Annotated in this window: 18 protein-coding genes; 10 read left to right on the top strand and 8 right to left on the bottom strand. The window is 71.5% G+C overall.

Annotation, left to right across the window (positions count from 1 at the left end; all coding sequences use genetic code 11):
• Window positions 1–19: 19 nt before the first annotated feature.
• Window positions 20–844, top strand: a complete 825-nt coding sequence (locus ACIQM4_RS03570) for an SAM-dependent methyltransferase (protein WP_401585372.1) — start codon at window positions 20–22, stop codon at window positions 842–844.
• Window positions 845–955: 111 nt separating this feature from the next.
• Here the strand turns inward: ACIQM4_RS03570 and ACIQM4_RS03575 are convergent, their stop codons facing one another.
• Window positions 956–2,068 (bottom strand): hypothetical protein, encoded by a 1,113-nt coding sequence (locus ACIQM4_RS03575; RefSeq protein ID WP_401585374.1) that lies wholly within the window; start codon window positions 2,066–2,068, stop codon window positions 956–958.
• 240 nt (window positions 2,069–2,308) lie between these two features.
• Between ACIQM4_RS03575 and bglX the strand changes: the two genes are divergently transcribed.
• The gene (gene bglX / locus ACIQM4_RS03580; RefSeq protein ID WP_401585376.1) at window positions 2,309–4,645 is read left to right on the top strand and encodes a beta-glucosidase BglX; all 2,337 of its coding nucleotides are present in this window, start codon (window positions 2,309–2,311) and stop codon (window positions 4,643–4,645) included.
• Window positions 4,646–4,730: 85 nt separating this feature from the next.
• Here bglX and ACIQM4_RS03585 read toward each other — a convergent pair whose 3' ends face one another.
• Genes ACIQM4_RS03585 through ACIQM4_RS03595 form a run of 3 tightly spaced genes read right to left on the bottom strand, consistent with a single transcriptional unit; the run spans window position 4,731 to window position 8,809 of the window.
• Entirely contained in the window at window positions 4,731–5,552 is an 822-nt protein-coding gene (locus ACIQM4_RS03585; protein ID WP_401585379.1) for a hypothetical protein, read from the bottom strand.
• On the bottom strand, window positions 5,552–6,847 hold the full coding sequence (locus tag ACIQM4_RS03590; RefSeq protein WP_401585381.1) for a VWA domain-containing protein: 1,296 nt from the start codon (window positions 6,845–6,847) through the stop codon (window positions 5,552–5,554). Before ACIQM4_RS03590 ends, ACIQM4_RS03585 begins: the two co-directional genes overlap by 1 nt.
• A 51-nt stretch (window positions 6,848–6,898) precedes the next feature.
• The gene (locus ACIQM4_RS03595) at window positions 6,899–8,809 is read right to left on the bottom strand and encodes a M64 family metallopeptidase (protein WP_401585384.1); all 1,911 of its coding nucleotides are present in this window, start codon (window positions 8,807–8,809) and stop codon (window positions 6,899–6,901) included.
• 174 nt (window positions 8,810–8,983) lie between these two features.
• Between ACIQM4_RS03595 and ACIQM4_RS03600 the strand changes: the two genes are divergently transcribed.
• From ACIQM4_RS03600 to ACIQM4_RS03615, 4 genes are read left to right on the top strand one after another with little or no spacing between them, the layout of a single operon-like run.
• Entirely contained in the window at window positions 8,984–9,868 is an 885-nt protein-coding gene (locus ACIQM4_RS03600; protein ID WP_401585386.1) for an ABC transporter substrate-binding protein, read from the top strand.
• The gene (locus ACIQM4_RS03605; protein ID WP_401585388.1) at window positions 9,865–10,782 is read left to right on the top strand and encodes an amino acid ABC transporter permease; all 918 of its coding nucleotides are present in this window, start codon (window positions 9,865–9,867) and stop codon (window positions 10,780–10,782) included. Before ACIQM4_RS03600 ends, ACIQM4_RS03605 begins: the two co-directional genes overlap by 4 nt.
• On the top strand, window positions 10,779–11,549 hold the full coding sequence (locus ACIQM4_RS03610; protein WP_401585390.1) for an amino acid ABC transporter ATP-binding protein: 771 nt from the start codon (window positions 10,779–10,781) through the stop codon (window positions 11,547–11,549). The genes ACIQM4_RS03605 and ACIQM4_RS03610 overlap by 4 nt, the downstream gene beginning before the upstream one ends.
• 42 nt (window positions 11,550–11,591) lie before the next feature.
• Window positions 11,592–14,912, top strand: coding sequence for an NACHT domain-containing protein (locus tag ACIQM4_RS03615; RefSeq protein ID WP_401585392.1), 3,321 nt, complete (start codon window positions 11,592–11,594; stop codon window positions 14,910–14,912).
• Here ACIQM4_RS03615 and ACIQM4_RS03620 read toward each other — a convergent pair.
• Complete coding sequence (locus ACIQM4_RS03620; RefSeq protein ID WP_401585394.1) at window positions 14,888–15,433, bottom strand: NUDIX hydrolase; 546 nt, start codon at window positions 15,431–15,433, stop codon at window positions 14,888–14,890. The genes ACIQM4_RS03615 and ACIQM4_RS03620 overlap by 25 nt on opposite strands.
• Before the next feature lie 144 nt (window positions 15,434–15,577).
• Here ACIQM4_RS03620 and ACIQM4_RS03625 point away from each other — a divergent pair, with 144 nt between their 5' ends.
• On the top strand, window positions 15,578–16,648 hold the full coding sequence (locus ACIQM4_RS03625) for a PucR family transcriptional regulator (RefSeq protein WP_401585396.1): 1,071 nt from the start codon (window positions 15,578–15,580) through the stop codon (window positions 16,646–16,648).
• A 193-nt stretch (window positions 16,649–16,841) separates the two neighbouring features.
• Here the strand turns inward: ACIQM4_RS03625 and ACIQM4_RS03630 are convergent, their stop codons facing one another.
• Together ACIQM4_RS03630 and ACIQM4_RS03635 are read right to left on the bottom strand one after the other, a co-directional pair.
• Window positions 16,842–18,977, bottom strand: coding sequence for a DHA2 family efflux MFS transporter permease subunit (locus ACIQM4_RS03630; protein WP_401585399.1), 2,136 nt, complete (start codon window positions 18,975–18,977; stop codon window positions 16,842–16,844).
• A gap of 109 nt (window positions 18,978–19,086) precedes the next feature.
• Window positions 19,087–19,575, bottom strand: a complete 489-nt coding sequence (locus ACIQM4_RS03635; protein ID WP_401585401.1) for an SCP2 sterol-binding domain-containing protein — start codon at window positions 19,573–19,575, stop codon at window positions 19,087–19,089.
• A 156-nt stretch (window positions 19,576–19,731) separates the two neighbouring features.
• Here ACIQM4_RS03635 and ACIQM4_RS03640 point away from each other — a divergent pair, with 156 nt between their 5' ends.
• Both ACIQM4_RS03640 and ACIQM4_RS03645 read left to right on the top strand, forming a co-directional pair.
• Entirely contained in the window at window positions 19,732–20,409 is a 678-nt protein-coding gene (locus ACIQM4_RS03640; protein WP_401585404.1) for a TOPRIM nucleotidyl transferase/hydrolase domain-containing protein, read from the top strand.
• A 162-nt stretch (window positions 20,410–20,571) separates the two neighbouring features.
• Window positions 20,572–22,812, top strand: coding sequence for a glycoside hydrolase family 3 N-terminal domain-containing protein (locus ACIQM4_RS03645; RefSeq protein ID WP_401585406.1), 2,241 nt, complete (start codon window positions 20,572–20,574; stop codon window positions 22,810–22,812).
• A 129-nt stretch (window positions 22,813–22,941) separates the two neighbouring features.
• On the opposite strand, the gene ACIQM4_RS03650 is transcribed toward ACIQM4_RS03645, so the two are convergent.
• Window positions 22,942–23,943, bottom strand: a complete 1,002-nt coding sequence (locus ACIQM4_RS03650) for a multicopper oxidase domain-containing protein (protein ID WP_401585408.1) — start codon at window positions 23,941–23,943, stop codon at window positions 22,942–22,944.
• 250 nt (window positions 23,944–24,193) lie between these two features.
• On the opposite strand from ACIQM4_RS03650, the gene ACIQM4_RS03655 reads away from it, so the two are divergent.
• Window positions 24,194–26,671 carry a ThuA domain-containing protein gene (locus tag ACIQM4_RS03655; protein ID WP_401585410.1) on the top strand — a complete coding sequence of 826 codons (2,478 nt, stop codon included), beginning with the start codon at window positions 24,194–24,196 and terminating at the stop codon, window positions 26,669–26,671.
• Window positions 26,672–26,725 lie beyond the last annotated feature (54 nt).

Here is a 26,725-nt window from a genome sequence, read left to right on the forward strand (position 1 = left end):
TTGACCCCTGGAGGAACCCATGACCGGGCAGGACCGCACCACCGGCAGCTCCGCACCCGTCGAGATCGACACCAGCAAGCCGCACCCGGCCCGGATGTACGACTGGTTCCTCGGCGGCAAGGACAACTACCCGGTCGACGAGGCGATGGCCAGGGAACTCCTCAAGCTGGACGCCAGGGGCGGCGAGATGGCGCGCGTCAACCGCGCCTTCATGCACCGCGCCACCCGCCGGCTCGCCGAGGACGGCATCCGCCAGTTCCTCGACATCGGCACCGGCATCCCCACCGAGCCCAACCTCCACCAGATAGCGCAGGCCGCGGCCCCCGACGCGCGCGTCGTCTACTGCGACAACGACCCCATCGTCCTCGCCCACGCCGAGGCACTGCTGCGCAGCACCCCCGAGGGCGCCACCGAGTACATCCAGGCCGACGCCCGCAAGCCCGAGTCGATCCTGGAGCACGCGGGCAAGGTCCTCGACTTCGACCGGCCGATCGCCCTGTCCCTCGTCGCACTGCTGCACTTCGTCGGCGACGAGGACGGTGCGTACGAGATCGTGCACAGCCTCATGGAGCGGCTGGCGAGCGGAAGTTACCTGGTGCTCTCGCACGTCGCGCGCGACTTCGACCCGGAGGGCGCGGACACCGCCGCGGCCATGTACAAGGCGCGCGGGCTCACCCTCCAGCCGCGCACGCGCGAGGAGGTCACCCGCTTCTTCGAGGGGTACACGCTGATGGAGCCCGGCGTCTCGCTGGCCGCCGAGTGGCACCCGGAGCTGGGTGAGCCCGTCCCGGTGACGGGCGAGGACCCGATCCCGGGCTGGGTGGGCGTGGCCCGCAAGGCCTGACCGGGGGAGGGGAGCACCCGAAGCGGCAGCCGCCCGCGCGACGGCTGCCGCGCACCCCACCCGCCGTACGGCCACGGACGCCCCCGACGGCCTCCACCTCCGGCGGCACGCCTACCGCAGCACCAGCGTCAGCACCAGTGCCACCAGCAGCCCCGCCACAACCGCCGCCGCCGAGAGCAGCCGTACCTGTTGCACGGTCAGGACGGAGACCGCCCTCGCGCCGTCGGCGACCGCGAAGACGTAGAACTCCCGGTGCGGCAGCGTGCTCAGCGTGACCCGGTAGAAGGGCAGCTGCGCCAGCTCCACCTCGCGCAGGAGCTCGCTGCGCCCCGCGGCGGGCTTTCTGGAGGCGCGGAACTGCTCCAGTGCGCCACGGTGCTGTTCGTCCAGCAGGTCCGGCAGTGTGGCCTCGGGGTCGTCCAGGACGCCCGTGGACCACCGGCCGAGGACCTCCATCTCCTTGCGGACCCTGCGGCGCGGCGCGCGCAGCGGGAGCTCCAGGGACTCGTGGCCGAAGGTGCGGACGATGTGTCCCTCGGTCCAGGTGACCTTGCGGCCGGTGCCCTTGCACCGCGGGCACTCGACGGTTCCTTCGGCGTCGCAGTCCTGGCAGGTCCTCTTCCCCGACTCCTTGCAGACCTTGCACGCACGGTCCCCCCGCCCCTGGCACGCGGCGCACGCGGCCCTGGGCTCCCGGCACATCCTGCACCTCACCCGGGGGCGCTGTTCACGTACCGGCTTCGGGGGCTGCGCCTGTTCGTCGTAGGGGACCCACCGCCCGCGCCTCCCGGTACCTCCGCACGCGGTGCAGGCCCCCGGGCCGCCCTCGCACACCTTGCACGGCACCCTCGGCGGACACTCCATCCGTCCGGATCCCCCGCAGTCCTCACACCGGCTGCGACCGTTGCCCCGGCACGGCGGGCAGTCGGCCTCCTTGACGGAGCCGCGCCTCAGCAGCCTGGTGGTCCCGGTGTCCCTGACGTCCGTGGGCGGGTCGATCCGTACGGACCGCAGGGGGCCTTCGTACTCCTGGAGCCCGGCCAGGTCCTTCGGCCGCTCGCGCCTCTCGCGCGGGACCTCCTCGCGGCGCTCGGCCAACAGGCCGACCGTGCACCTGCTGCGGTGCGCCGGTTCGACGGTGGCGGACGTGGCGAGGACCCCTGGCTTCCTGATCTCCCGCTGCACCGCCGCACGTATCTCCTCGTCGGTCAGTGCCCCGGCCATCCGGTGTCTCCCTCTGCCGTTGCGGTTACCGCGTGGAGAGAGCCTAGAGGCGGCGGAACCGGGCCTCAAGTGCTCGCGGGAGTAACGGAGTTGCCGGTTCCGCCGCGTCCGTGCCGTCCGGGGACGCGCGCCCGTTCACAGCCGTAACCCTTGACCCTCCTGTAACGACGACCTAGCTTCCACTCAACACTTGACGGGCGCAGGCAATTCGCAGCAGTTCTTCTTCCAAAAGGTGAACACATGAGTGGTGTGAGACGACGCAGCCTGCTCGCCGCGGCCGGCGGGACGGTCGCGGCGGGCGCGGTGGCCACGACCACGGGGGCGGCGCAGGCGGCTACCCCCGCCGCCGCTGCCGAAGGAGCCCGCGCGGGGGCCGCCACGGCCCCGGGGCCGGGCGCCGGCGGGGGCCGCCACGAGCGCGAGATCACCGCGCTGCTGCGCAGGATGACCGTCGAGGAGAAGCTGGGCCAGCTCCAGCAGCTGCCCTGGTCCTACGAGACCGGCCCCGGTGGCGGCGGCACCGAGGAGGCCACCAGGGCGGCTCGCGAAGGGCGGCTCGGCTCCGTCCTGTCGATCTACGGGGGCAAGAGCAACAACGCCCTCCAGAAGATCGCCGTCGAGGAGACCCGCCTCGGCATCCCGCTGGTCTACGGGTTCGACATCATTCACGGCATGTGGACGACCTTCCCCGTCCCGCTCGCGCAGGCCGCCTCCTTCGACCCCGAGGTGGCCGCCACCGACGCGCGGGTCTCCGCCGCGGAGGCCCGCTCGCACGGCATCCACTGGACCTTCGCCCCCATGATGGACGTCACGCACGAGCCCCGCTGGGGCCGCATCGCCGAAGGCAGCGGCGAGGACCCGTACCTGACGGCGAAGCTCGCCGAGGCCAAGGTCGTCGCGTACCAGGGCACCGCCAAGGGCCGCGACCTGAGGGCCAAGGACAAGCTGGCGGCCTGCGCGAAGCACTTCGTCGCCTACGGCGGCGCCGAGGGCGGGCGCGACTACAACACCGTCGTCGTCTCCGAGTCGCAGCTGCGCAACCACTACCTGCCGCCCTTCAAGGCCGCCGTCGAGGCGGGCTGCGCCACCGTCATGGCCTCCTTCAACACCATCAACGGCGTGCCCGCGCACGCCAACACGCACACGCTGACCGAGATCCTCAAGGAGGAGTGGAACTTCGACGGCGTCGTCGTCTCCGACTGGACCGGCGTCCAGGAGCTCATCCCGCACGGCTTCGCCGCCGACGGGTCCGAGGCCGCCCGCCTCGGCCTCAACGCGGGTGTCGACATGGAGATGACCAGCACGCACCTGGTCACCAACGGCAAGAAGCTGCTGCGCGGCGGCAAGATCTCCGAGCGGCGCCTCGACGACGCGGTGCGCCGGATCCTGCGCCTCAAGTACGAACTGGGCCTCTTCGAGAACCCGTACGTGGACGAGGCCGCCGTCAGTCAGGGACCGACGCCCGCGGCGCGCAAGGCCGCCCGCGACACCGCGGCCCGCTCGATGGTGCTGCTGAAGAACGACAGGAAGGCCCTGCCGCTCGCCACCTCGGTGAGGTCGGTCGCGGTCGTCGGCCCGTTCGGCGACTCCGACGACCTGCTCGGCGCGTGGGCGTTCCCGTTCGCCGCGAAGAAGGCCCCGGCGGTCAGCGTCCTCAAGGGCATCAGGGCCGCCGTGCCGGGCGCCGAGGTGACGTACGCGCCGGGTGTCGACGCCGACGGCAAGGACACCGGCGCGATCCACAAGGCGGTCGACGCGGCGAAGGCGGCGGACGTCACCGTGGTGGTCGTCGGCGAGGCGTCCGCGCTCAGCGGCGAGGCCGCGGCCCGCGCCGACATCAGCCTCCCCGGCGGCCAGGAGCGGCTGATCACGGCGATCGCGGCCACCGGCAAGCCCTTCGTCGTCGTGCTGGTCAACGGCCGCCCGCTCACCGTCGGCGACTGGCTGGGCTCCGCGCCCGCGGTCCTGGAGGCCTGGCACGGTGGCACCGAGGCCGGCAACGCGGTCGCCGACGTCCTGTTCGGCAAGGTCAACCCGGGCGGCAAACTCCCGGTGACCTTCCCGCGCTCGGCCGGCCAGATCCCGATCTACTACAACCACGAGTCGACGGGCCGCCCGTACGACCCGGACAACAAGTACACGTCCAAGTACCTGGACCTGCCGGACGGCCCTGAGTTCGCCTTCGGCCACGGCCTCAGCTACACCACCTTCGAGACCGGCGCACCCGTGCTCGGCCGCGGCAGCGTCTCCGCGCGGGCGCTGTACGGCGGCGACACCGTGGAGGTCGCGGTCTCCGTCACCAACACCGGCGACCGGGAGGGCGACGAGGTCGTACAGCTGTACGTCCACGACAAGTTCGCCGGCGTCGTGCAGCCGGTCCGCAAGCTGCGCGGCTTCCGACGGGTGACCCTGGCGGCCGGGAGGTCGACGACCGTACGGTTCCAGCTCGGCGCCGACGACCTCGGTTACTGGACGAACGCCGCGGACGGCGCGTTCGTCGTGGAGGCCGGTGACTTTGACATCTACGCCGGTACGAGCTCGACCGCGACGGCCAAGGCGGCGCTGAAGGTCACCTGACACAGGCCCGCGGACCACTCGGCACGCAGAGGGCGGGGCGTGGGATCGGTGGATCCCTCGCCCCGCCCGTGCTCACAGGGGGCCGTCAGTAGGTCTGCGGTGCCCGTGCGGGCCGGCCGGTTCCCCGTGTCAGCGCGTACCCGGCGATCCCCGCCAGCGCCGCCAGCACGGCCCCGCCCGCGGTCCACAGCCATCTGCCGGACCAGTTGCCGGAAGCCCAGCCGCCTTCGGGGGCAGCCGCCGCCGAGGCCTGCGGCGGCTCCTTGTCGTCCTTCACCGTCGTGGCCCCCGGCACCAGCGGCGCCGTCAGCGCACCGCCGACCGCCTTGGACCCGCCCGCGTCGGTCGTATCCGGCCTCACCTCGGCCCGCACCGGCAGCCCCAGGTCGTCGTCCGCCAGACCGGTCACCGTCAGCCGTACGTAGTACGAGCCGGGCAGCGGGTCGTTCGACGACTGCTCCGCCCAGGCCCGAACCGTACGCAGCCGGCAGCTGAGCGCCACCGAAGCGGCGTCCTTCGACGCGGTCGCCGTCGACGAACCGTAGGTGCACGCCTGCCGCCTGCGCAGCCCGTCGTACACGTCCAGCTGCCAGGTCTGAGCGCCGTGCCGCTGGGACGGGTCGGGCAGTTCGACCTTGGCCGTCACGGTCGCGTCCTGGCCCGCGTCGGCCGGGAAGACCCAGTACAGGTAGTCGCCCGTGGACGCGCCCGCCGTGGCGAGCTGTCCCGGCCTGACCGCCGTGGCGGTGCGGAACGAGGTCCCGGCCTCGGTGGGCGCGGCGGTTTCCCCGCCGGCGCCGGGCGAGGCCGACGCGCCGGGCGTCTCGGCCGCGACCGCCCCTGCCGGGGAGCCGAAGGCCGCGAGGGCCGCCAGCAGGAGCGCGCTCAACGCGCTTCTCGTACGCATCAGTTGGTCCTCCAGACCGCGAGGCGCCAGCGGGAGAGCCAGCCGAACAGCAGACCGGCGACGAGACCGACGAGGACCATCACCCCGAGCAGCCACCAGCCGTGCCCGAGTCCGAAGGACGCCACGTCCGACGCCTGAGCGGGGGAGTCCACCAGGTCGATGGCCAGCTCGACCGGCATGCCCGGCTCCGTCCGCACCGAGGGCGCCGCGGAGAAGGAGTTGCTGACCTGGAGACAGACCGTCTCGGCCGGCGGCTGCTCACCCTTCTCCGTGTCGACCTCGGACCTCGGGTAGCGCAGCCCGGACGAGATGACGTCCGTGCGCCCGTCGCCTGCCTCCGAGCCCCGCACGATCTCGCGTCCGCCAAGTGTGGAGGCCCGGACCAGCACGCCGTAGTCGTGGTTGACGGCACGGTCGGAGCTGATGCTCACCGAGGCGCGCAGTTCCTGGCCCGGCGCGACCCGCACCTGGTACCAGCGGTGCTCGGAGAACTTCTCGCGGTCGGTGTAGAGCCCGGCGCCCAGCTTCGGAGCGGCGGCGCACGACGCGCCGCCCTCGGTGGCGACCGGGTTGACGACGGGGTCGGCCGCCCGGTCCACCAGTTGTCTGACCCGCTTGGAGAGCTGCTCCTTGTGCTGCACGGCGGTGTAGGTGCCGCCGGTCGCCTCGGCGATGCAGGTGAGCTGCTGGCGGATCTTCGCGTTCGGCACCAGGCCGAGCGTGTCGATCACCAGGTGGGTGCCCTTCGCGGCGATCTCGCGCGCCACGACGCACGGATCGAGGGGACCGCAGGTGTCCTCGCCGTCCGTGATGAGCACGATCCGCCGGGTGGCGTCCCCGCCTTCGAGGTCCTTGGCCGCACCGAGCAGCGCCGGGCCGACCGGGGTGAACCCGGTGGGCGCCAGCGTGGCCACGGCCGTCTTGGCCTCCACCCGGTCGAGCTCGCCGACCGGGTACAGCTGTCGGGTGTCCTCGCAGCCACGCTTCTTGTCGGTGCCCGCGTAGTCGGCCCCGAGCGTCCGTATGCCTAGCCTGACCTCCTCGGGGGTGGCGTCGAGCACCTCGTTGAAGGCCTGCTTCGCAGCGGCCATCCGGGACTGCCCGTCGATGTCCCTGGCCCGCATCGAACCGCTGACGTCGAGGACCAGCTCGACCTTGGGGGATTCCTTCGCGGCGCCCTCGGCCGTGCCGCCGGGCCCGTCGTCGGCCATCGCCTGCGACGGGAGCAACCCGGCGGCCAGAGCGGCGAGCAGTGCGCCGCACGCACCGGCCGCCAGTTGTTTCCTTGTGATCATCGCCGGATCCTATGGAAGATCGTCAGTCCGGCACAAAACGAGCCCCGCCGCTCAGGGCTGAGGGGGCGTCAGCGTCACCAGGAACTTGCCCGCGGGCCCGACGTTGCCCGCCGCGTCGATCGTCCGGTGCTCGATCGTGTGGGTCCGGTACTCGGGCGTCGCGTCGTCCCACGGCACCACGCGCGGCGTGCCCAGCTTCCCGTACACCAGGTCGTCGACGTTGGTCCCCGACGGCGTGAACCGCCACGGAGCGGCGGCGTCCGTCGGCCAGCCGTAGTAGGTGTACCAGCCGTCCCCGTCGACCCGGAACTGCGAGACGACCGTGCCCTTCTGGTCGTCCTTCGCGTCGAGCCGCATGGTGAACGGGCCGTCGTAGACGTACTCCACCGGCCTTCCCGGCCGCCGCACGGTGCGCACCGGGTCGGAGAGCGCGTACGAGCCGGTGGCGGGCGCCGCGTCCACGGTCCAGGTCAGTGCGGCGTCGCTGCCCGCGATGCGCGCCCTGAGGGTGTGCGTGCGGCCGGCCGGCAGCCGGAGCTTCGACAGGTCGAGGTCGCGGTCGTTGCCGAGTCCGGTGGCGACTGGCCACCCGTCCAGGGTCCACCGCACCCTGGGGGAGGGTCCGGTGGCGGAGTGCGAGGTGTCCGCGTACACGACGGACCGCGCGCCGACCGGCCGTTGCGTTCCGGTGTGTCCGGTGAACTCCGCCCCACGGGACGGCTGCGGGAGCGAAGGCACGGACGCGTCGACGGTCCAGGTCACGCTGCGCGTGAGGGCCGCCGACGCCCGCAGCCGGGGATCCCGTACGAACGGCGTCGGATCGCTGACGGTGGCGGTGAGGGAGTGCGCACCCCTGCTCAGGTGCAGCCGTCGCAGTTCCAGGCTGCGCGAGCCGAACGTGCCAGGGACGGTCCTGCCGTCCAGCTTCCACGTGACGTCGAGGGCTCCGCCCACCGGGTGCAGGGTGTCGACCCACGCCGTGCGGTCGGCGCCGAGCGGGGCGGCGTTCGGGGCGTGGTCCTGCACGAGGGAGACCTTGGCGGAGATCGCCCCGGTCATCACCTCGCGCTCGACCTGGTCGAAGTCGTACCCGAGGGTCTTCATCATGGAGTGCCTGCTCGGCCGCCACACGCCCTTGGTCGCGTACATCCCGCCCTCGAAGCGGCCGATGCGACCGCCGGACAGGCTCTCCTCGCCGAGCCAGCGCCACCACTTCTGCTGCTTCGCGCGCATCTCCCGCTCGCTCAGGAGGGTGTGGTGCGCCGAGTCGGGCTCGCCGCCCGGGTACGTACCGCCGGGCACACCGCGCCCGTAGTAGTCGTACTCGTCGTCGAGCCCGCCGAGCGAGTGGCCTGTCTCGTGCGGGGTGATCAGGGAGGACAGCGCGTTGCCGCCGGACGCGGTGGCCCAGGCGCCTCCCGCGCCGCCGTAGGTACGGCTGTTGGCGAGGGCGACGATCTGCCGGTTGGCGCTCCTGGTGCCGGGGACGAGGTCGGCGGCGGCGGTCGCCTTCGCCGTGTCGACGGTCAGCAGCCGCTGCACGCTGCCGGGGTCGCAGCCGCCCCAGAACGCCATGTCGAGCGGGGTGTCGCGGCGGGCGTCGCCGAGCCCGGGGTCGCAGTCCACACCGGACTCCGCGGACGGCGTCTGCACCGCCCACACGTTGATGTAGGAGCGGTAGGAGGCGAACGGCTCGATGCTCCACAGCACGTTCATGTGCTTCTCGACGTCTGCCTGGAACTTGGGGATCTCGGCCGCGGTGTACCCGTCACCGAGTACGACGAGGTTGAAGCGCTTCTCGGCGGGGCCCGTGTTCTGGACGGGCACGACGCCTCCGCCGGCCGGGTCACGGGCGGCCGCGAGGGCCGAGGGGGCCTGTGCCGGAACGCAGAGCACGGCGGCGAGGAGCGCACCGGCCGCGACCAGGAGAACGGGTCTCTGCGTGCGTCTGATGAGTCGCATGGCGGGGAGCGTACGGGCGTGACCAACACACCGTAAAGAGGCGGGTGTTGCGCAGAAACAGGCGCAAAGGGAGGTGTACGGCGAAGAATTAACCGTCTCGCAACACATTCCAGGATGCGGACGAACTCCCATTCGACATGGACAAGAGTCCCTGCTCACTGCCACTCTCGCGCCATGCGCCCTGCCATCCTCGCCCGTAACCTCTCGGTCACCGCACTCGCCGTCGTCACCTCCGTCGTGTGCGCGGCGGGCTGCGCCCCGCAGCCCGAGCCGAAGACAGCGCCCTCGTCCGCCGCGGGCGGCGGCGACTGCGCCCCCGGCGCACTGGCCACCCAGACGGCGGGCAAGCTGACGGTCGGCACGGACAAGCCCGCGTACGCACCCTGGTTCAAGGACGACAAGCCGTCGAACGGCCAGGGCTACGAGTCGGCCGTCGCCTACGCGGTGGCCGAACGGCTCGGCTACCGCAAGGACGACCTGGTCTGGCAGACGGTCGCGTTCAACAACGCCTTCGCGCCGGGCGCGAAGAAGTTCGACTTCGACCTCAACCAGATCTCCATCAGCGAGCAGCGCAAGAAGGCCGTCGACTTCTCCTCCGGCTACTACGACGTCCGTCAGACGGTCGTCGCGCTCAAGAGCTCCAAGGCGGCCGGGGCGAAGTCGGTCGCCGACCTCAAGGACGTCAAGCTGGGCGCCCAGGTCGGCACGACCAGCCTGGACGTCATCAACGACCTGATCAAGCCGTCCCAGCAGCCGGCCGTCTACCAGAAGAACGACTTCGCCAAGGCGGCCCTCAAGAACGGCCAGGTCGACGCCATCGTCGTCGACCTCCCCACCGCGTTCTACATCACCGGCGCGGAAGTGCCCGAGGCGGCCGTCGTGGGCCAGTTCGCAGGCACCCCCGGCAAGGCCGAACAGTTCGGTCTCGTACTCGACAAGGGCAGCGCACTGACCGGGTGCGTGACCGGCGCGGTCGACGCGCTGCGCAAGGACGGCACGCTGGCCAGGCTGGAGAAGCAGTGGCTGGCGGACGCGGTGGACGCCCCGGTGCTGAAGTGACCGTCAGGAAGGCGGAGTTCGCGGCAGGGGGAGAAGCAGCGGCAGTGGCGGAAGGGCCGCAGGCGGACGGTTACACCCCCTCCGCACGCCGGCTCGCCCGCGAACGCTTCAAACGGGGGCGTACCCGCCGGGCGACGGCGCTCGCCGCGATCAGCACCCTGGTCACGGCCGCGGTCCTGTACGTCGTCATCGTGAACTCGCCCGGCTGGGAACGCACCCGGGAGACCTTCCTCGATCCGGCGTTCGCCCGCAAGGCGTTCCCCGAGGTGATGAAGGGCCTCTGGCTCAATCTCCGGCTGCTGGCGGTGTGCGGGGTGTGCGTGCTGGTGCTGGGCATGCTGCTGGCCGTGGCCCGCACGCTGCGCGGCCCGGCGTTCTTCCCGCTCCGGGCGCTGGCCACCGCCTACACGGACTTCTTCCGCGGCCTGCCCCTGATCATCAACCTGCTCGTCGTGGTCTTCGGCGTCCCCGCGCTGCGCCTGACCGGTGTCACCACCGACCCGGTGCTGCTGGGCGGCGCCGCGCTGACCCTGACCTACTCCGCGTACGTCGCGGAGGTCTTCCGCGCGGGCATCGAGTCCGTGCACCCCTCGCAGCGGGCGGCGGCGCGCTCCCTCGGTCTGTCCAGCGGCAAGACCCTGCGGCACGTGGTGCTGCCACAGGCGGTACGCAGGGTGGTCCCGCCGCTGCTCAACGACCTGGTGTCGCTCCAGAAGGACACCGGACTCGTGTCGATCGCGGGCGCCGTCGACGCGGTGTACGCCGCCCAGATCATCGCGAGCCGCGACTTCAACTACACGCCCTACATCGTGGCCGGCCTGGTCTTCGTGGCCCTGACCATCCCGATGACACGCTTCACGGACTGGGTCACCGCCAGGATGGACCGCCGGCGGGCCCAGGGAGGAACGGTATGAGCACGGATCCCGCTCCGGTACTGCGGCTGGAGTCGGTGCGCAAGACGTACGGCGGCCGCGGCCGGGAGAGCGTGGTGCTGCGGGACGTGGACCTCGATGTCGCACCGCACACCGTGACCGCGCTGATCGGCGCCTCTGGCTCGGGCAAGTCCACGCTGCTGCGCTGCGTGAACCTCCTGGAGGAGATCGACGACGGTGCGATCTTCCTCGACGGCGAGGACATCACCGACCCCCGCGCGGACGCCGACGCGGTCCGCCGCCGGATCGGGGTGGTCTTCCAGTCGTACAACCTCTTCCCGCACATGTCGGTACTGGACAACATCACCCTGGCCCCCCGCCGGGTGCACGGCGAACCGCGCGAGGCGGCGGAGACCCGGGCACGGGAACTGCTGGAACGGCTCGGCCTCGGCGGAAAGGCGGCGGAGTACCCGGACCGGCTGAGCGGCGGCCAGCAGCAACGGGCCGCGATCGTGCGGGCGTTGGCGGTGCGGCCGCGACTCCTCCTGCTCGACGAGATCACGGCGGCGCTCGACCCGGAGCTGGTGGGCGAAGTGCTGAGCGTCGTACGGGACTTGAAGGAGGAGGGCATGACGATGGTCATCGCCACCCACGAGATGGGCTTCGCCCGGGAGGTCGCCGACCAGGTGTGCTTCCTGGACGCCGGGGTGGTGCTGGAACGGGGCACGCCGGCCGAGGTGTTCGGGGCGCCCGCGCAGGCGCGCACCCAGCAGTTCCTGCGGCGGATCGTGGCGGCGGGGAGGTTGTAGGTCCCCCGTCCGGGCGCCGTACCCGCGTGGTACATCTGGGGCATGGGGATGCGCGGGCGACGACTTCTGAGTTACCGGGACGCGGTGGCGATCCTGGGCGGCGACAGCGAGGCCCTGACAGCGGCGGACCAGGCGCTGGGCGGGGCGTTGTCGGCGGCGACGGGCGGCGCGAGTGACGCGGTGCTGGGGATCTTCGGGGCGCAGGGGAGGCTGCTGCGGCTGGGCCGGGACCTGACCGGCGGACTGCGGGACCGGCTGAGCGGCGCCGGGCGCACGGAGCGCACGCAGAAGATCGCTGCGGCGCACGCGGTGCTGGTGGTCACGGCGTACTTCGAGGTGCTGGCGGAGTGCGAACTGCCCTTCGAGGTACGGGATCTGGGCATCACGGCCGGGGAACAGGTCGCCCTCGCGGGTGGCGACCGCGACGCCGTGGACGTCGTGCAACGGCTGCTCTTCGCAGAGGTCCCGCAGCCGGGTCCGACCCTGCCGTACGAGACGTTCGTGGTGGACCTGGGCATCTGGTACATGAACACCACGGCCTCCCTGCTGTCCTTCGTCCGCGGCCTCGCGGTCTGGGACGGGCTGAGCGGGCGGCAGCGCCACCGGGCCGAGGACGTGCTGACCGAGCTGAGCGTGGCCGCCGTGGAGCGCCACGGCGAGCTGTACGCGCAACTCGCACTGGAGGTGCCGGAGTTCGGCTTCTGGTCGGCGCAGGTCGAGCAACAGGCCACGCGCCACCAGATCCGCCACTCCCTGAGCGGCGTGGAGAGCTGCCTCCGAGGCCTGGTCAACCCGCCCGCGCTGCACCACGCCGCCGTCGGTCTCGACATCGGCTACCGCGCCGCCCTGGGGAAGGCCATCCTCTCGGAGGGCGAGGCGCCCAGCGGACTCATGCTCCCCACCCTCGCCCGCGGGTACGTGGACCCGGACTTCCGCGTCTCGGCCGTCCCGGGCGACGGCAACGGGCCCGCCCACGAGAGCTGGTGGGAGAGCCTGCCCGTGCGCAGCGACCTCACCGAGTTCCTCGCCGGCACCCTGACCTCGCTGACCTCCACCACCGCGCCGCTCCTGGTGCTCGGGCAGCCGGGCGCGGGCAAGTCGGTGCTCACCAAGATCCTGGCGGCCCGGCTGGGTGCGACCGGCTTCCTTCCCGTCAGGGTCGTGCTGCGCGAGGTCCGTGCCGAGGACGAGGTGCAGGACCAGATCGAGCACGCGGTACGGGCCGCCACCGGCGAACAGGTCACCTGGACGGAACTGGTGCGGTCCGCCCAGGGGGCGGTCCCCGTCCTGCTCTTCGACGGCTTCGACGAACTGCTCCAGGCCACCGGGGTCAGCCAGAGCGACTACCTGGTGCGGGTCGCGAGGTTCCAGCAGCGCGAGGCCGAACTGGGGCGCCCGGTGTACGCCATGGTGACCAGTCGCACCGCCGTCGCGGACCGGGCCCGCTGCCCGGAAGGGACCGTCGCGGTGCGCCTCGAACCCTTCGGCGAGCCCCACATCCGGCGCTGGCTCGATGTCTGGAACGAGCTGAACACCCCGCACTTCACCGCCCACGGCCTGCGTCCCCTCACCGCGGAAGTGGCCTGCCGACACGCGGAACTCGCGTCGCAGCCGCTCCTCCTGCTGATGCTCGCCCTGCACGACGCGAACGCCAACGCGCTCCAGCGGGAGGCCGACAGTGGCAACCCCCTCGCGGCGGCCGACCTCTACGAGGAGTTGCTCGCGTCCTTCGCGGTGCGCGAGATCGGCAAGTCGGGGGACGGGCTCACCCGTCGGCAACTGGCCGACCACGCGGAGCGGGAACTTCAGCGCCTCTCCCTCATCGCCTTCGGCATCCTCAACCGCCGCCGCCAGTGGATCACCGCCGCGGAGCTGGACGAGGACCTCACCGCCTTGCTAGGCAGGCCCCAGGGCGCCGTCTCGGCGGACTTCCGCCGCACCCCGCTCAACCAGGCGGAGGTCGCCCTCGGCCGGTTCTTCTTCGTCCAGAAGGCGCAGGCGGTGCAGGGCGGACGGGAGTTGACGACGTACGAGTTCCTGCACGCGACCTTCGGTGAGTACCTCGTCGCCCGGCTCGCGGTGGTACTGCTCGATCAACTCCTGGACCAGCGGCCCGCGTTGTCGCTCGGCCGGGCGCACGCCGACGACGAGATGATGTACGCCCTGCTGTCGTACGCACTGCTCGCCTCGCGTCAGATGCTGCGGTTCGTGGAGGCCCGCATCGGCCACCTCGCGCCGCAGCGGCGGGAGCGGCTGGGTGAGCTGCTGATCAGCGTCATGGACGACGCCCGCCAGCGCGTCGAGCACCGGTACGCCGACTACCGCCCCATCTCACGTGCGACAGCCGCCCGGCACGGGAAGTACGAGGCGAACCTGCTGGTACTGACCCTGCTGGTCACCGGAGGAGTCACCACGAGCGAACTCTTCCCCGGCGCGAGCGACCCGGCAGGGGTCTGGCCGCACCGGGTCCAGCTGTACCGCTCCGCGCTGACCGAGCAGGAGTGGGCCGACTTCGCCGCCGCCCTCCAGGTGCACCGCGGCTGGGCGGGCGAGCGGCGCGAGCTGACCGTCCTGCCGGTCTCGGCGGTGGTGCCGCCGGGCGGGGAGTGGGCGGTCGACCCGTACTGGTCGTTCCGCTACGGCCCCGACCACGAGTACCGGACGACGGAGGTCACCTGGTCACGGACGTACTCGGAGGAGAGCCGGCACCGGATGGACGTCGCCGACGCCGGTCAGGACCTGGTGGTGCGGCACGCGCTCGACCCGATCTTCGAGCGGTTCGGCATCGCCATGACCACCTTCTACGGGGAAGCGGACGGCCGGGCGACCTCCTGGGCGCACGACCTCATGGACCTCTGGCTCTCCAGTCATCTGGAACCGTTGGATCCGGAGCTCGCCGTGCGGTACGAGCGCTGCGCACGGATGCTGCGGCAAGCCAGGGGGGCGCCGTCCGACATGTGGACCAAGCTGAGTGCGATCGTCGCCGGTCAGCTCCTCAGCGATGCGCACCGGGTGCCGGCGGCGGTGGTGCACCGGGTGGTGAGGGCGCTGGAGACGGACAGGGACACCGCCGCCTCCCTGGTGCTACGGGCACGCATCGTGCTCCGGCGCCTGGACACCGTGCTCCCGGACCCGGGGGAGGAACAGGCCGAGGCCCTCGCAGTGCTGCGGGAGTGCCTCGACGACGCGCTCGCCACCCTGGCCTCGGACGCCCCGCAGTGGCTGCCCTCGGTATGGGCCGAGGAAAGCCACACCCGGCTGGCCAGACAGCTCCTGCCGCACTACGCGGGCCGGGTGCCGGACGAGGTCGCGGACCAACTGCGCGCGCTGCACAGCCGCTACGACGAGCCCTCGGCCGGCTGACCTGCCCCGGCTTCGGGCGTCGCCTGCGCGCCCGCCGCCGGGTACCGGTACGCCCCCGTCTCCGGCAGCGCCAGCCCCGGCCGCCAGGTGCGCAGTACCGCCGCCGACGGTACGAACAGCGCACCGGGGATCCCCTCCGGCGCGAACCACTCCCACCGCACGATCTTGTCCGGCTCCGTCACCCGGGGCGTGCCGTCGACGGGGCGGGCCAGGACCGCCGCCGAGATCCGGTTCAGCCCGTACCCGCTGTCCAGGACCACACCGACCACCCGGAACCGCTCCGGTGGCACCAACAGGCCGCTCTCCTCGGCGAGTTCCCGGCCGGCCGCCGCCTCGAAGCTCTCGCCGGTGTCCACCTTGCCGCCGGGCAGCTCCCAGCGGCCGTTGTGACCCAGGCCGAGCAGCACACGGTCCTGCGCGTCCTGGACGATCACACCGACGCCGGCGAGACAGTTCGGGGTGGGGGAGGTGCGGGCGGGGGAGTCGTCGGCCGGATCGGTGAGGCGTCGTGCGTGGCTCATGGTCATCGACCGTACCCGGCGGCTCGCGGCCGGGGTCACGGGATCGGCGCACGGCCCCCGGGCGGCTGTTCCGGTGTCTGCGATTCTTGTACGCGACCAGCAGTACCGGCCCGGCCGGCCGGGAGCAGACGGAGAGGGACCGACATGGCGGGGACGGACATACCCGACGGGGGCGAGGAGTACGTCGAGGGCTACGCCCGGATCCTGCACGAGGTCTCCGAGACCGGACGCCGCCTCACCCGCGACGAACTCGACGCCCGACGCGCGTTCGGCGAGCGCGCCGCGGAGTCGGGCCTAGGACTGCGGGCCGTCGTGCGCACCTATCTGACGGCCACCCGGGAGAACTGGCCGGCCGGCGCCTCGCGGGCCCCCGAGGAAGTGCTCGCAGCGGTCGGCCAGGCGGTGGACGCGGTCGCCGAGGGATACGAACGCGCTCAGCGGATGGCGGTACGCCAGGAGGAGGCGGCACGAAGGGAGTTCATCGACGACCTGCTGCACGGCCGCAGCGACCTGGGCCGCCTCGCCGCCCGCGCCGAACGCTTCGGGCTGCGCTTCTCGCGCGCGCACGCGGTCGCCGTGGCCGAAGCCCCCGACGCCTTCGAGGACGGGGACGCCGTCAGCCGCACGGTGGAGAACTCGCTCACCGCCCGTTTCGTCGACCGGCGGATCCTGGTCGCCAGCAAGGACGGACGGCTCGTGTGCGTCGCCCCGGGCGAGCACTCCGACATCCTCCAGCACTTCGCCAAGCAGGTGCACGCGGCAACCGACGAGGTACTGGTGGCGGTCGGCCGCCCGCACCCCGGGGCGGGCGGCGTGGTCCACAGCTACGAGGAGGCGCTCGGCGCGCTGTCCTTCGCCGAGCGGATGGACCTCGAAGGTCCCGTGCTGTACGCCGCCGACCTGCTGGTCCTGCCGGTGCTCGGCCGGGACAGGCAGGCGCTGGTGGACCTGGTGCGCAGTGCGCTCGGCCCGCTGACGCAGGCGCGCGGTGGGGCGGCGCCGCTGGTGGAGACCCTGCGGGTGTACTTCGACGCGGGCTGCGTGTCGGCCGAGGCGGCGCGCCGGCTGAATCTGAGCGTGCGGGCCCTGACGTACCGGCTGGAGCGCATCCACCGGCTGACCGGCTCGGACCCGGCGGACCCGCTGCGCCGCTACACGCTCCAGACGGCGGTCATCGGGGCACGCATGCTGGACTGGCCGGGCACGGAACTCTAGGAATCCCGCCGTCGGGTCGTGCCGGGCACGGCTCCCGGGAATCTCGCGGGCGGGTCGTGCCGGGCACGGCTCCCAGGAATCTCGTGGGGCGGGTCGTGCCGCGCACGGCTCTCCAGGAACCCTCGTACGTGTCGTCCCGGACCCGCGCGCCCCGGAGGCGGGGTCTCCGCCTCCGCTGCCCGGGGCCCACCCCCTACCTCCCCGTACCCGCTCCCACGCTCGCGCCCGCCACCGCTTCCACCCCCGCCGGTACCGGCAGACTCTCCGCCAGGTCCTCCGCCAGCAGTCTCTTCGCGATCCGGTCCGCCGCCGCGCGCAGCTCCGCACTCCGCGGCCGGCCCGCGTCCTTCTCCAGCTGGGCCCGGAGCCACTGCGACCACGCGTCGACGATGACCTGCGCCTCGCGTTCACCCGCGGCCGTGTGCGAAAGGTAGTTGCCGTCGCGCGTCAGATACCCCTCGGCGACCATCCGGTCGAAGACCGGCAGCAGCACCTCCGGAGGGACGTTGCGACGGCCCGCAATCAGGCCGAGCGACGCGTGTCCGACCATGCGGGTGAACAGGTTGACCTGCATGACCGCCCAGGCTCCCGCGATGTCCAGCCGGGTGTCGGAGTCCGTCACGATCTGGCGGGCCGTCTGCGGGCCCTGGGTCTGGATGATCCGTGCGACGGCCAGTTCCAGGGCCTGCGAGGAGCCGCCGGCCCCGCTCTGCGAGGGCTGCGCGAAACCGTCTCCGATGTCCGTGGAGCCCACCCGCGCGGAGTCGCGCAGCTCCACCTGCTTGAGGAACAGCGACACCACGAACCCGATCACGGCCACCGGCACCGTCCACAGGAACACCGTGCTCAGCGACTCCGCGTACGCGTTCACGATCGGCGCGGCCTGCGCCGCCGGCACCCTGTGCAGCGCCTGCGGGTTCTGTGCGGCCTTCGCGAGCGCGGCCGGATCCGTCCCGGCGGGCGCCAGCCGTACCGCGGCCGCCACACCCGCCTCCAGGTTCGGCTTCAGCGAGTTCGCGTAGATCGTGCCGAAGACCGCCGCGCCGAACGAGCTGCCGAGCGTACGGAAGAAGGTGACGCCGGAGGTGGCCGTGCCCAGCTCCGCGTAGTCGACCGTGTTCTGTACGGCGATCGTCAGGACCTGCATGCACAGCCCGATGCCGACACCCAGGACGAACATGTACAGGGACTCCAGCCAGACCCCGCTGTCCGGCCCCATCAACGACAGCAGGTAGAGGCCGAAACCCATCACCGCGGACCCGATGATCGGGAAGATGCGGTACGTGCCCGTCTTGCTGACCACGTTGCCGCTGAAGATGGACGCGATCAGCAGGCCGATGACCATCGGCAGCGTCCGTACGCCGGAGATCGTCGCCGAGTCCCCGTCCACGTACTGCAAGTACGTCGGCAGGAACGTCATCGCTCCGAGCATCGCGAAGCCGACGATGAAGCTGAGGATCGAGCAGACCGTGAAGACCGGGTTGGCGAACAGGTGCATGGGGAGCATCGGCTCGGCCGCCCGCGTCTCCACGAGGCAGAACAGCGCGAGGGCGAGCACACCGCCCACGAACAACCCGATGATCGTCGCGGAGCCCCAGGCGTACTCGTTGCCGCCCCAGCTCGTCCCCAGGACCAGGGCGCTCGCCCCGACGGCGACCAGCGCGATGCCGAGGTAGTCGATGCGCGGTTTGTGTGCCGACTTGACCGACGGGATCGTACGGGCCGCCGCGAAGACCACCAGGATCGCGATGGGGACGTTCACATAGAAGGCCCAGCGCCACGACAGGTGGTCCGTGAAGAGACCGCCGAGCAGCGGGCCGATCACCGTGGAGACGCCGAAGACCGCGCCGATCGCACCCTGGTACTTGCCGCGCTCGCGCAGCGGGATCACATCGGCGATCAATGCCATGGCCGTCACCATCAGACCGCCGGCGCCGATGCCCTGCAGCCCCCGCCAGGCGATCAGCATGGTCATGTCGGTCGCGAGTCCGCACAGGAACGAGCCCGTGATGAAGACGATCGCGGAGACCTGGAAGACGAGCTTGCGGCCGAAGAGGTCGCCGAACTTGCCGACCAGTACGGTGGCGACGGTCTCCGCCAGCAGGTACGCCGTGACCACCCACGACATGTGGGCGGCCCCGCCCAGGTCGGAGACGATCGTCGGCAGAGCGGTGCCCACGATCGTCTGGTCGAGTGCCGCGAGCAGTACGCCCAGCATGATCGTGCCGAAGACGATGTTGCGTCTGCGGCCGTCGAGCACGGGCGGCACGGGCTCGGCGGGGGGCGCCGCGGATACTGATTCGCTGACGTTCTCGCTGGCAGTGGTCACCTTCGCACGATCACACCGGTGCGTCGTGACCGCACGTGGGGACGCCCCGGTCCGGTGAACCGCGCGAGCGCAGGGGTGCGAGAGTGCTCAGGTCTACGAGCCGTATTGCCTACGCCTTCGGGATGTCGAAGTAGCGGGGCAGCCCGGCGGCCAGGCCCGCGTCCCCGACGAGCTTCAGCTTGCGGGTGAGGAACATCGTCACGGGGTTGCCGTTGCCGGAGACCAGCTTGAGGAACTCGGCGTCGCCCATGATCAGCGTGACCCGCGACTCGTTCTCCGAGCGGCCCTCGGTCACCGTGCAGGTGCCGTCCTTGATGCGGGTCTCGTACACCACGTCGCCGTCCCCGCCCGTGACCTTCCAGCGGATCAGCGCGTCCAGCGGCCCCGCCGCCTCCGGTCGGAACTGGCGGTCCATCCGGCCGAAGACCTCGGCGAGGACGCGGGTCCGCAGCTCGCCCTGGGCGATCTCCTTGATCTCGCGCGGGGTGAGCCTCTTGACGATCCGCGCGAACTCCTCGGGTGACACGGACGCGAAGTCCAGGGAGGCGATCTCGGAGGTGACGCGGTCGGACTCGGGGCGGTGGGTTCCGTCGTCCACTGCTGCTCTTCCTTACTCCTCAGTAATAATACCTGTCAGTAAGCCTACGGTTCCGTAGGTTGTGTGACAAGAGGTGCCCGGTGGGCCGCCGTTCGGTGGGAGAAGAGGGGTCGGCGGGGCGGGAAATCCCGTTGACGTGGCTGCGAGACTGGCCCGGTGGACGAGACGCAGCAGGGGCACGAGACGGGCCGCTTCCGTACGGCGGCGGTCGCCTGGGCCGCCGGTGGGGCCGATGCCTCAGCGGCTGCCGGGACCGCCCGCGCGCTGGCCGCCGGCAGCGGGCTGCGCACGGTGGTCCTCGTCGAGGGCGTCAGTGACCTGGCGGCCCTGGAGGCCCTCGCCGTCCGCCGTGGACGCGACCTGGCGGCGGAAGGCGTGTGTGTCGTCCCGCTCGGCGGTGCGACCAGTATCGGCAGGTTCCTCGCGCTGCTCGGCCCCCAGGGGCTGGACCTCGGGCTCGCCGGACTGTGCGACGCGGCAGAGACCGGCTTCTTCCGGCGCGCCCTGGAACGGGCCGGCCTCGGCAGTCCCCGTACGCGCCAGGAGCTGGAGCTGCTCGGCTTCCACGTGTGCGACGCCGACCTGGAGGACGAACTGATCCGTGCGCTCGGCCCCGCAGGGGTCGAGCAAGTGGTCGAAGCCGAGGGTGACTTGAGGTCCCTGCGGACCTTCCGCAACCAGCCGGCCCAGCGGACCAGGACCGGGCACCAGCAGCTGAGGCGCTTCATGGGGACCACCGGCGGCCGCAAGGAGCACTACGCGCGGGCGATGGTCGACGCCCTCGACCTGTCCCGGGTGCCACGCCCGCTGGACGCCCTGCTCGCACACCTGTGAGCGCGCTCGTGGACCTGCGGAACCCTCGTGCCCGCCGGTGGGGCGGCACTTTTGAGAGCGGTTTCCGGGAGAGTGCGCCGAACCCTCCCGCAACGCCCGCGCAAGTGATTACCTGTAGCCGGCGCGATTCAGGAGCGCTCTACTCATTCAGAAGGTGAAGACATGGGTGACGGTGGCGTGGGACGGCGTACCTTCCTTGCGGCGATGACCGGCGGAACGACGGCTGCGGAACCAGGTACGGACGCGCCCGCGCACGACGACGGCCGGGGCGGCCTCGGGGGGCAGGCCGGGCGCGAGGACGACATCCGGAAGCTGATCGCGCGGATGACCGTGCCCGAGAAGCTCGGACAGCTCCAGCAGCTCTCCTGGACCGGGGCGACAGGGCCAGGCGGCAGCCAGACCGCGGAGGCCGAGGAGGCGGCGCGCAAGGGGCAGTTGGGCTCCGTGCTCAACATCATCGGCGCCAGGCACAGCAACGCGCTGCAGCGGATCGCCGTCGAGGAGTCCCGCCTGGGCATCCCGCTGGTCTTCGGCCTCGACGTCATCCACGGCTTCTGGACCACCTTCCCCATCCCGCTCGCGCAGGCCGCCAGCTTCGACCCCGAGGTCGCGCGGGTCGACGCGGAGGTGTCGGCGAAGGAGGCCCGTTCCAACGGCGTCCACTGGACGTTCTCGCCGATGATGGACGTCACCCACGAGCCCCGCTGGGGCCGCATCGCGGAGAGCTGCGGCGAGGACCCGTACCTGACGGCGGCGTTCGCGGCGGCCAAGACCCGCGGCTACCAGGGCGACGACCTCGCCGCGCAGGACCGGATCGCGGCCTGTGCGAAGCACTTCGTGGCGTACGGAGGGGCGGAGGGCGGCCGGGACTACAACACCGTCGACGTCTCGGAGTCCCGGCTGCGGAACATGTATCTGCCCCCGTTCAAGGCGGCCCTCGACGCGGGCTGCGCCACCGTCATGGCCTCCTTCAACACCCTCAGCGGGATCCCCGCCCACGCCAACTCGCACACCCTCACCGGCATCCTCAAGGAGGAGTGGGGGTTCGAAGGACTCGTCGTCAGTGACTGGAACGGCGTCGGTGAACTCCTGCCGCACGGTTTCGCGGCCGACGGCGCCGACGCCGGGCGCGTCGCCCTGGACGCGGGGGTCGACATGGAGATGGTCAGCACCCATCTCGCCGACCATGGTGCGGAGTTGCTCGCCTCGGGCCGCATCGAGGAGGACCGACTCGACGACGCGGTGGCCCGGGTGCTGCGCGTCAAGTACGCCCTCGGCCTCTTCGAGCAGCCGTACGCGCGGGAGGAGTCGGCGATCGAGGTGCCCACGCCGGCGGCGCGCAAGGCGGCCCGCGTGGTCGCCGCACGGTCGATGGTGCTGTTGAAGAACGAGGGCGGGCTGTTGCCGGTCGCGCCCGGCACCTCGGTGGCGGTGGTCGGGCCGTTCGCCGACTCCCGTGATCTGCACGGCACCTGGGCCGGGCCCGGGTGGGAGAAGTTCCCGCCGGTGAGTGTGCTCGCGGGGATCAAGGAGGCGGCGGGCCCCGGCGCCAAGGTGACGTACGGGGTGGGCGCCACGGAGCGCGCGGACCTGGTCGTGGTGGTGGTCGGCGAGGGCGCCGCACTGAGCGGTGAGGCGGCGGCCCGCAGCGATCTGGACCTTCCCGACGGTCAGCAGGACCTCGTCGCGGCGGTCGCGGCCACCGGCAAGCCCTTCGTGGTCGTCCTGCTCAACGGGCGCCCGCTGACCGTCGGCGACTGGATCGAGTCGGCGCCCGCGGTCCTGGAGGCCTGGCACCCCGGCACCGAGGGTGGCCACGCGATCGCCGACGTCCTCTACGGGAAGGTCAACCCCGGCGGCAAGCTGCCGGCATCCTTCCCGCGCGGGGTCGGCCAGATCCCGGTGCACTACAACCACGAGAACACCGGACGGCCCTTCGACCCCCGGACCCCCGACAACACGTTCATCACCGGCTACCTGGACATCGAGCGGACCCCGCAGTTCCCCTTCGGTTACGGGCTGAGCTACACGACCTTCGAGGCCGGCACGCCGACGGCGAGCGTCTCCCGCGTCGCCGCGGCCGACCTGCGCCGCGGCGAGACCTTCACGGTGGAGGTGGAGGTACGCAACACGGGGGAGCGGGAGGGCGACGAGGTCGTGCAGCTGTACCTGCACGACCCCGTCGCGACCATGGTGCAGCCGGTGCGGCGTCTGCGCGGCTTCGAGCGCGTGACGCTGGCCGCGGGCGAGCGCACGGTCGTGCGCTTCACGCTCGGCGCGGCGGACATCGGTTTCTGGACCAATGCCACGGACGGTCAATTCGTCGTCGAGCCCGGCGAGCTGGAGATCTACGCGGGAACGAGCTCCGAGGCGCGGGAGCGGTGCGGGGTGGTGGTGGAGTAGGGACCGGTCGGGCGGGGCCGCCCACGGCGGGGGATGACGGGGCAGAGCAGCACGGGCAGGGCGCGGAGGCTTGGGACAAGGGCTCCCCCCGCTCGACTGCCGTGCCCCGCCCGGCTCCCCACCCCCGCCTCAGTGATGCGGCTCGTACCCCGGAATGGTTCCGTCCGGCTTGGCGATCAGCAGCAGGCCCGCCATCCCCATGTCCGAATGGCTCTGCACATGGCAGTGGTACATCCACGCTCCCGCCCCGACCCCCTCACCGGCCACGATCTGGAGGCCGAAGGAGTCCGCGGGGCCGGTGATCTTGTTGTCGATGACGCGGCTCGGGTCCGTGGGGCCCTCCAGGAGGCCGGTGCGGTTGTCCGCCCAGCGATGACCGTGGATGTGGAACGTGTGGTAGTACTCGCCGTGCGTGATCATCACGATCTCGACCCGCTCGCCCACCGTCGCCTCGAAGTTGGGGCTCTGATGGCCGGGCATGTTGTTGATCGTCATGTCGTTGAAGACGATGGTGTAGGTCTTGTCGGGCAGCGGGTCGCCCTTGCGCCGCACGATCACCCCGCCGTAGAGACCGTTGCGGATGCCGCCGGTGCCGTGCTCCGTACCCACCACGTGGTCGTGGTAGTGCCAGTAGCCCGCACTCCCCGCCCGCCAGGTGCCGTCCGCGCGCCTGCCCGGCAGGTGGGTGCGCCAGGTGTAGGTGCGGGTGCCGCCCGGCTCCACCTGGCTCTTGTTCATCGCCGTGCCGTCGCTGGCGATGTCGTAGTCGAGTCCGTGCACATGGAGGCTGGCCGCCACGTCCATGGTGTTGGTGAACTCGATGTGGACGGTGTCGCCCTCGTTGATGTCGATCAGCGGGCCGGGCACCGACGCCTTCCCCTTCTCGAAGCCGTACCCCATCTGGCCACCGGGCAGCTTCTCCGCGAACATCTTCAGATGGCGGACCTGTCCGCCTGCCGGGGCGGTCCCCGCCGCGGCCCCGGCCTGGCCGGACCGGGCCGCCTGGGCGGAACGGGACGGTGCGTCGGCGTCGGCCCGGGAAATCGACAACGATGTCAAGGCGGTGGTGCCGGTCGCCGCCACCACCGTCCCACCCGCCAGGAGGCGTCTGTTGAAGCTGCGTCTGTCCATGGCGAACTCCCCACTGCGTTACGGAGATTGACGGCGTCACCGTAGCGGCGCCCGGCCTGTTTATCCACACTCAGGACAAAGTTGGGCCCGATCCGGTCATTCCTCTTGGCGAACCGGGAAAAGAGGTCTAGCTTCAGCGGCTGTTCCTGTGACCAATGAGCCACAGAGGGATGGGTGAACACTTATGCAGCACGTGCAGAGCGCACCGCGTCACCGATCGAGACCACCTCGCCGCGTCTGGGCGGCAGTTATGGCGGCGGGAGCCCTCGCCGCGTCCCTGCTCGGCGGAACGTCCGCGTCCGCCAGGCCCTACCCCGGCGACGATCCGGCGCCGGCGCAGCAAGAGGCACGGGAAGCCCTCAAGGCCAAGGTCAGGACAACGTTGTCCTTGCCGTCCCCGCCCGGCAGCGGCGCCACCGTGAAGGTCCTCGTCTTCCACGCCTCCGCGTCCGGCGAAGAGGCGCCCAATGTCAACGCGGGCATCGAGGCGGTCGAGAAGATCGGCAACTCGGGGCCGACCGCCCAGCGGTTCTCCGTCGTGGCCACCGACGACGCGAGCGTCTTCACCAAGCCTCGCCTCGGCAACTTCAACGCGGTCGTCTTCCTGACCGGCGGCGGTGACGTCCTCGACCCGGAGCAGGAGGCCGGCCTGGAGGCGTACCTGGAGGCCGGGGGCGGCTTCCTCGGCATCCACGACGCCGCGCGCACCGAGCCGTACTCCGACTGGTTCGGCGGCCTGGTCGGCGCGCGCGCCGCCGCCACGAGCCCCACCACGGTGCAGCGCGCGACCGTGGAGGTCGGCGACCGGCAGCACCCGGCCACCAAGTCGCTCCCGCTGGAGTGGAAGCGCCCCGACAAGTGGCTCAACTGGACCACCAACCCGTCCGGCGACGTGCACACCGTGGCCAGGGTCCGGGAGGCGACGTACCAGCCGGGCACCGGTGCCAACGGCGCCGACCACCCCGTCTCCTGGTGCCGCGACTACGACGGCGGCCGGTCCTTCTACACCGGCATGGGCGGTACGGCCGAGGCGTTCGCCGAGACCGACTTCCGCGACCACCTGCGCGGCGCACTGCTCTGGACCTCCCGTCTGGAGCGCGCCGACTGCCGCGCCGCGATCAACGCCAACTACGCGTCCGAGCGCGTCACCCAGCCCAACCAGCCGGGCCGGACCGACCAGATCGGTGAGCCGCACGGCCTGGTGGTGGCCAAGGACGGCCGGGTCGTCTACATCGGCCGGGGCGGCGCCGCGGGTGACGCCCCCGTGGTCACCGACTGGAACAACCCTGACATCGGCAAGGGTCAGGGGCAGGTCCACGTCTACGACCCGAAGACCAAGAAGGTCACCTTCGCCGGCGCCCTCACCGTCTTCGGCAACAAGGGCGGCGGCGACGAACTGGTCAAGAACGAGGAGGGGTTGCTCGGCGTCGAACTCGACCCGGACTTCCTCACCAACGGATGGGTGTACCTGCACTACACACCCCACTCCAAGATCAACCGTGACACGCACATGGCCGAGCGCCGCGTCTCGCGCTTCACCCTCGACCCGGCCACCAACAAGCTGGACCTCGCCAGCGAGAAGGTGCTGCTGAACTGGCCGGTGCAGATCCACAGTTGCTGCCACGCGGGCGGCGGCATGGCCTGGGACTCCAAGCAGAACCTCTACATCGCGACGGGGGACAACAACTCCTCCCAGTTCAGCGACGGTTACTCCGGCAACAACCCGCAGCCCAACTTCAAGGGCGTCTCCTTCGCCGACGCGCGCAGGACCGCGGGAAACACCAACAACCTCAACGGCAAGATCCTCCGGATCCACCCCGAGGACGACGGCACCTACTCCCTCCCCGCCGGGAACCTCTTCACCGGCCAGGAGAGCGACGAGGGCGGCGGCAAGACCCGCGGCGAGATCTATGTGATGGGCGTACGCAACCCGGCACGCATCGCCGTCGACCCCAAGACCGACGTGCTGTACGCCGGTTGGGTCGGCCCGGACGCCGGAGAGCCCAGCACCACCTGGGGGCCCGCCAAGTACGACACCTTCGCGGCGATCACCAAGCCGGGCAACCACGGCTGGCCGTTCTGCATGGGCAACAACCAGCCCTACCGCGACCGCAACCTGCCCGACCCGACGAAGCCGCTCGGCTGGTACGACTGCGCCGCGCCCAAGAACGAGTCCCCGAACAACAACGGCCTGGTGAACCTGCCGCCCGTCACGCCCAACACCATCTGGTACTCCCCGCAGGGCGGCGCCCCGGACTACCCCCGCGACGCCAACGGCATCCCGAGCTACAAGGTCTCCGAGCAGAAGCTGCTCCTGCCCTGGCTCAAGGGCGGCGGCCAGGCCACCATGAACGGCCCGGTCTACCGCTACGACGCGGCGAGCACCTCCAAGGACAAGTGGCCCTCGTACTGGGACGGCAAGTGGTTCATCGGCGACTTCTACGACGGTGACCAGCCGCGGCACGCCGTGCTCACCGACCCCAAAACGGTCGGCAAGGGCGGTCTGCCCACGCACGCCGAGTCCTTGAAGAAGATCATCCCGGTGGGCGCGGAAGGCATCCGCAACCTGATGGACTGGAAGTTCGCCCCGGACGGCTCGCTCTACGTCCTCGACTACGGGCGCGGCTTCTTCACCCTCGACGACAAGTCCGCGCTGTGGCGCGTGACGTACAAGGGCGGCGAGCCGACCCCGGCCGCCGAAGACGTGGTCAAGAAGGAGGTGAGGTGAGTGAACGCGACCTCGCGCAGAGGCCCGGCACCCCGGGTGTGGACGGCGGTTCTC

It is taken from the genome of Streptomyces sp. NPDC091272 (assembly GCF_044757485.1).
Lineage (GTDB): Bacteria > Actinomycetota > Actinomycetes > Streptomycetales > Streptomycetaceae > Streptomyces.

Excerpts from the sequence above, each read along its gene's own strand:
- ACIQM4_RS03610 (WP_401585390.1), top strand. The coding sequence starts at position 10,779 with ATGAGCACGGATCCCGCTCCGGTACTGCGGCTGGAGTCGGTGCGCAAG.
- ACIQM4_RS03650 (WP_401585408.1), bottom strand. The coding sequence starts at position 23,943 with ATGGACAGACGCAGCTTCAACAGACGCCTCCTGGCGGGTGGGACGGTG.
- ACIQM4_RS03620 (WP_401585394.1), bottom strand. The coding sequence starts at position 15,433 with ATGAGCCACGCACGACGCCTCACCGATCCGGCCGACGACTCCCCCGCC.
- ACIQM4_RS03645 (WP_401585406.1), top strand. The coding sequence starts at position 20,572 with ATGGGTGACGGTGGCGTGGGACGGCGTACCTTCCTTGCGGCGATGACC.
- ACIQM4_RS03615 (WP_401585392.1), top strand. The coding sequence starts at position 11,592 with ATGGGGATGCGCGGGCGACGACTTCTGAGTTACCGGGACGCGGTGGCG.
- ACIQM4_RS03570 (WP_401585372.1), top strand. The coding sequence starts at position 20 with ATGACCGGGCAGGACCGCACCACCGGCAGCTCCGCACCCGTCGAGATC.
- ACIQM4_RS03590 (WP_401585381.1), bottom strand. The coding sequence starts at position 6,847 with ATGATCACAAGGAAACAACTGGCGGCCGGTGCGTGCGGCGCACTGCTC.
- ACIQM4_RS03600 (WP_401585386.1), top strand. The coding sequence starts at position 8,984 with ATGCGCCCTGCCATCCTCGCCCGTAACCTCTCGGTCACCGCACTCGCC.
- bglX (WP_401585376.1), top strand. The coding sequence starts at position 2,309 with ATGAGTGGTGTGAGACGACGCAGCCTGCTCGCCGCGGCCGGCGGGACG.
- ACIQM4_RS03655 (WP_401585410.1), top strand. The coding sequence starts at position 24,194 with ATGGCGGCGGGAGCCCTCGCCGCGTCCCTGCTCGGCGGAACGTCCGCG.
- ACIQM4_RS03625 (WP_401585396.1), top strand. The coding sequence starts at position 15,578 with ATGGCGGGGACGGACATACCCGACGGGGGCGAGGAGTACGTCGAGGGC.
- ACIQM4_RS03585 (WP_401585379.1), bottom strand. The coding sequence starts at position 5,552 with ATGCGTACGAGAAGCGCGTTGAGCGCGCTCCTGCTGGCGGCCCTCGCG.
- ACIQM4_RS03595 (WP_401585384.1), bottom strand. The coding sequence starts at position 8,809 with ATGCGACTCATCAGACGCACGCAGAGACCCGTTCTCCTGGTCGCGGCC.
- ACIQM4_RS03575 (WP_401585374.1), bottom strand. The coding sequence starts at position 2,068 with ATGGCCGGGGCACTGACCGACGAGGAGATACGTGCGGCGGTGCAGCGG.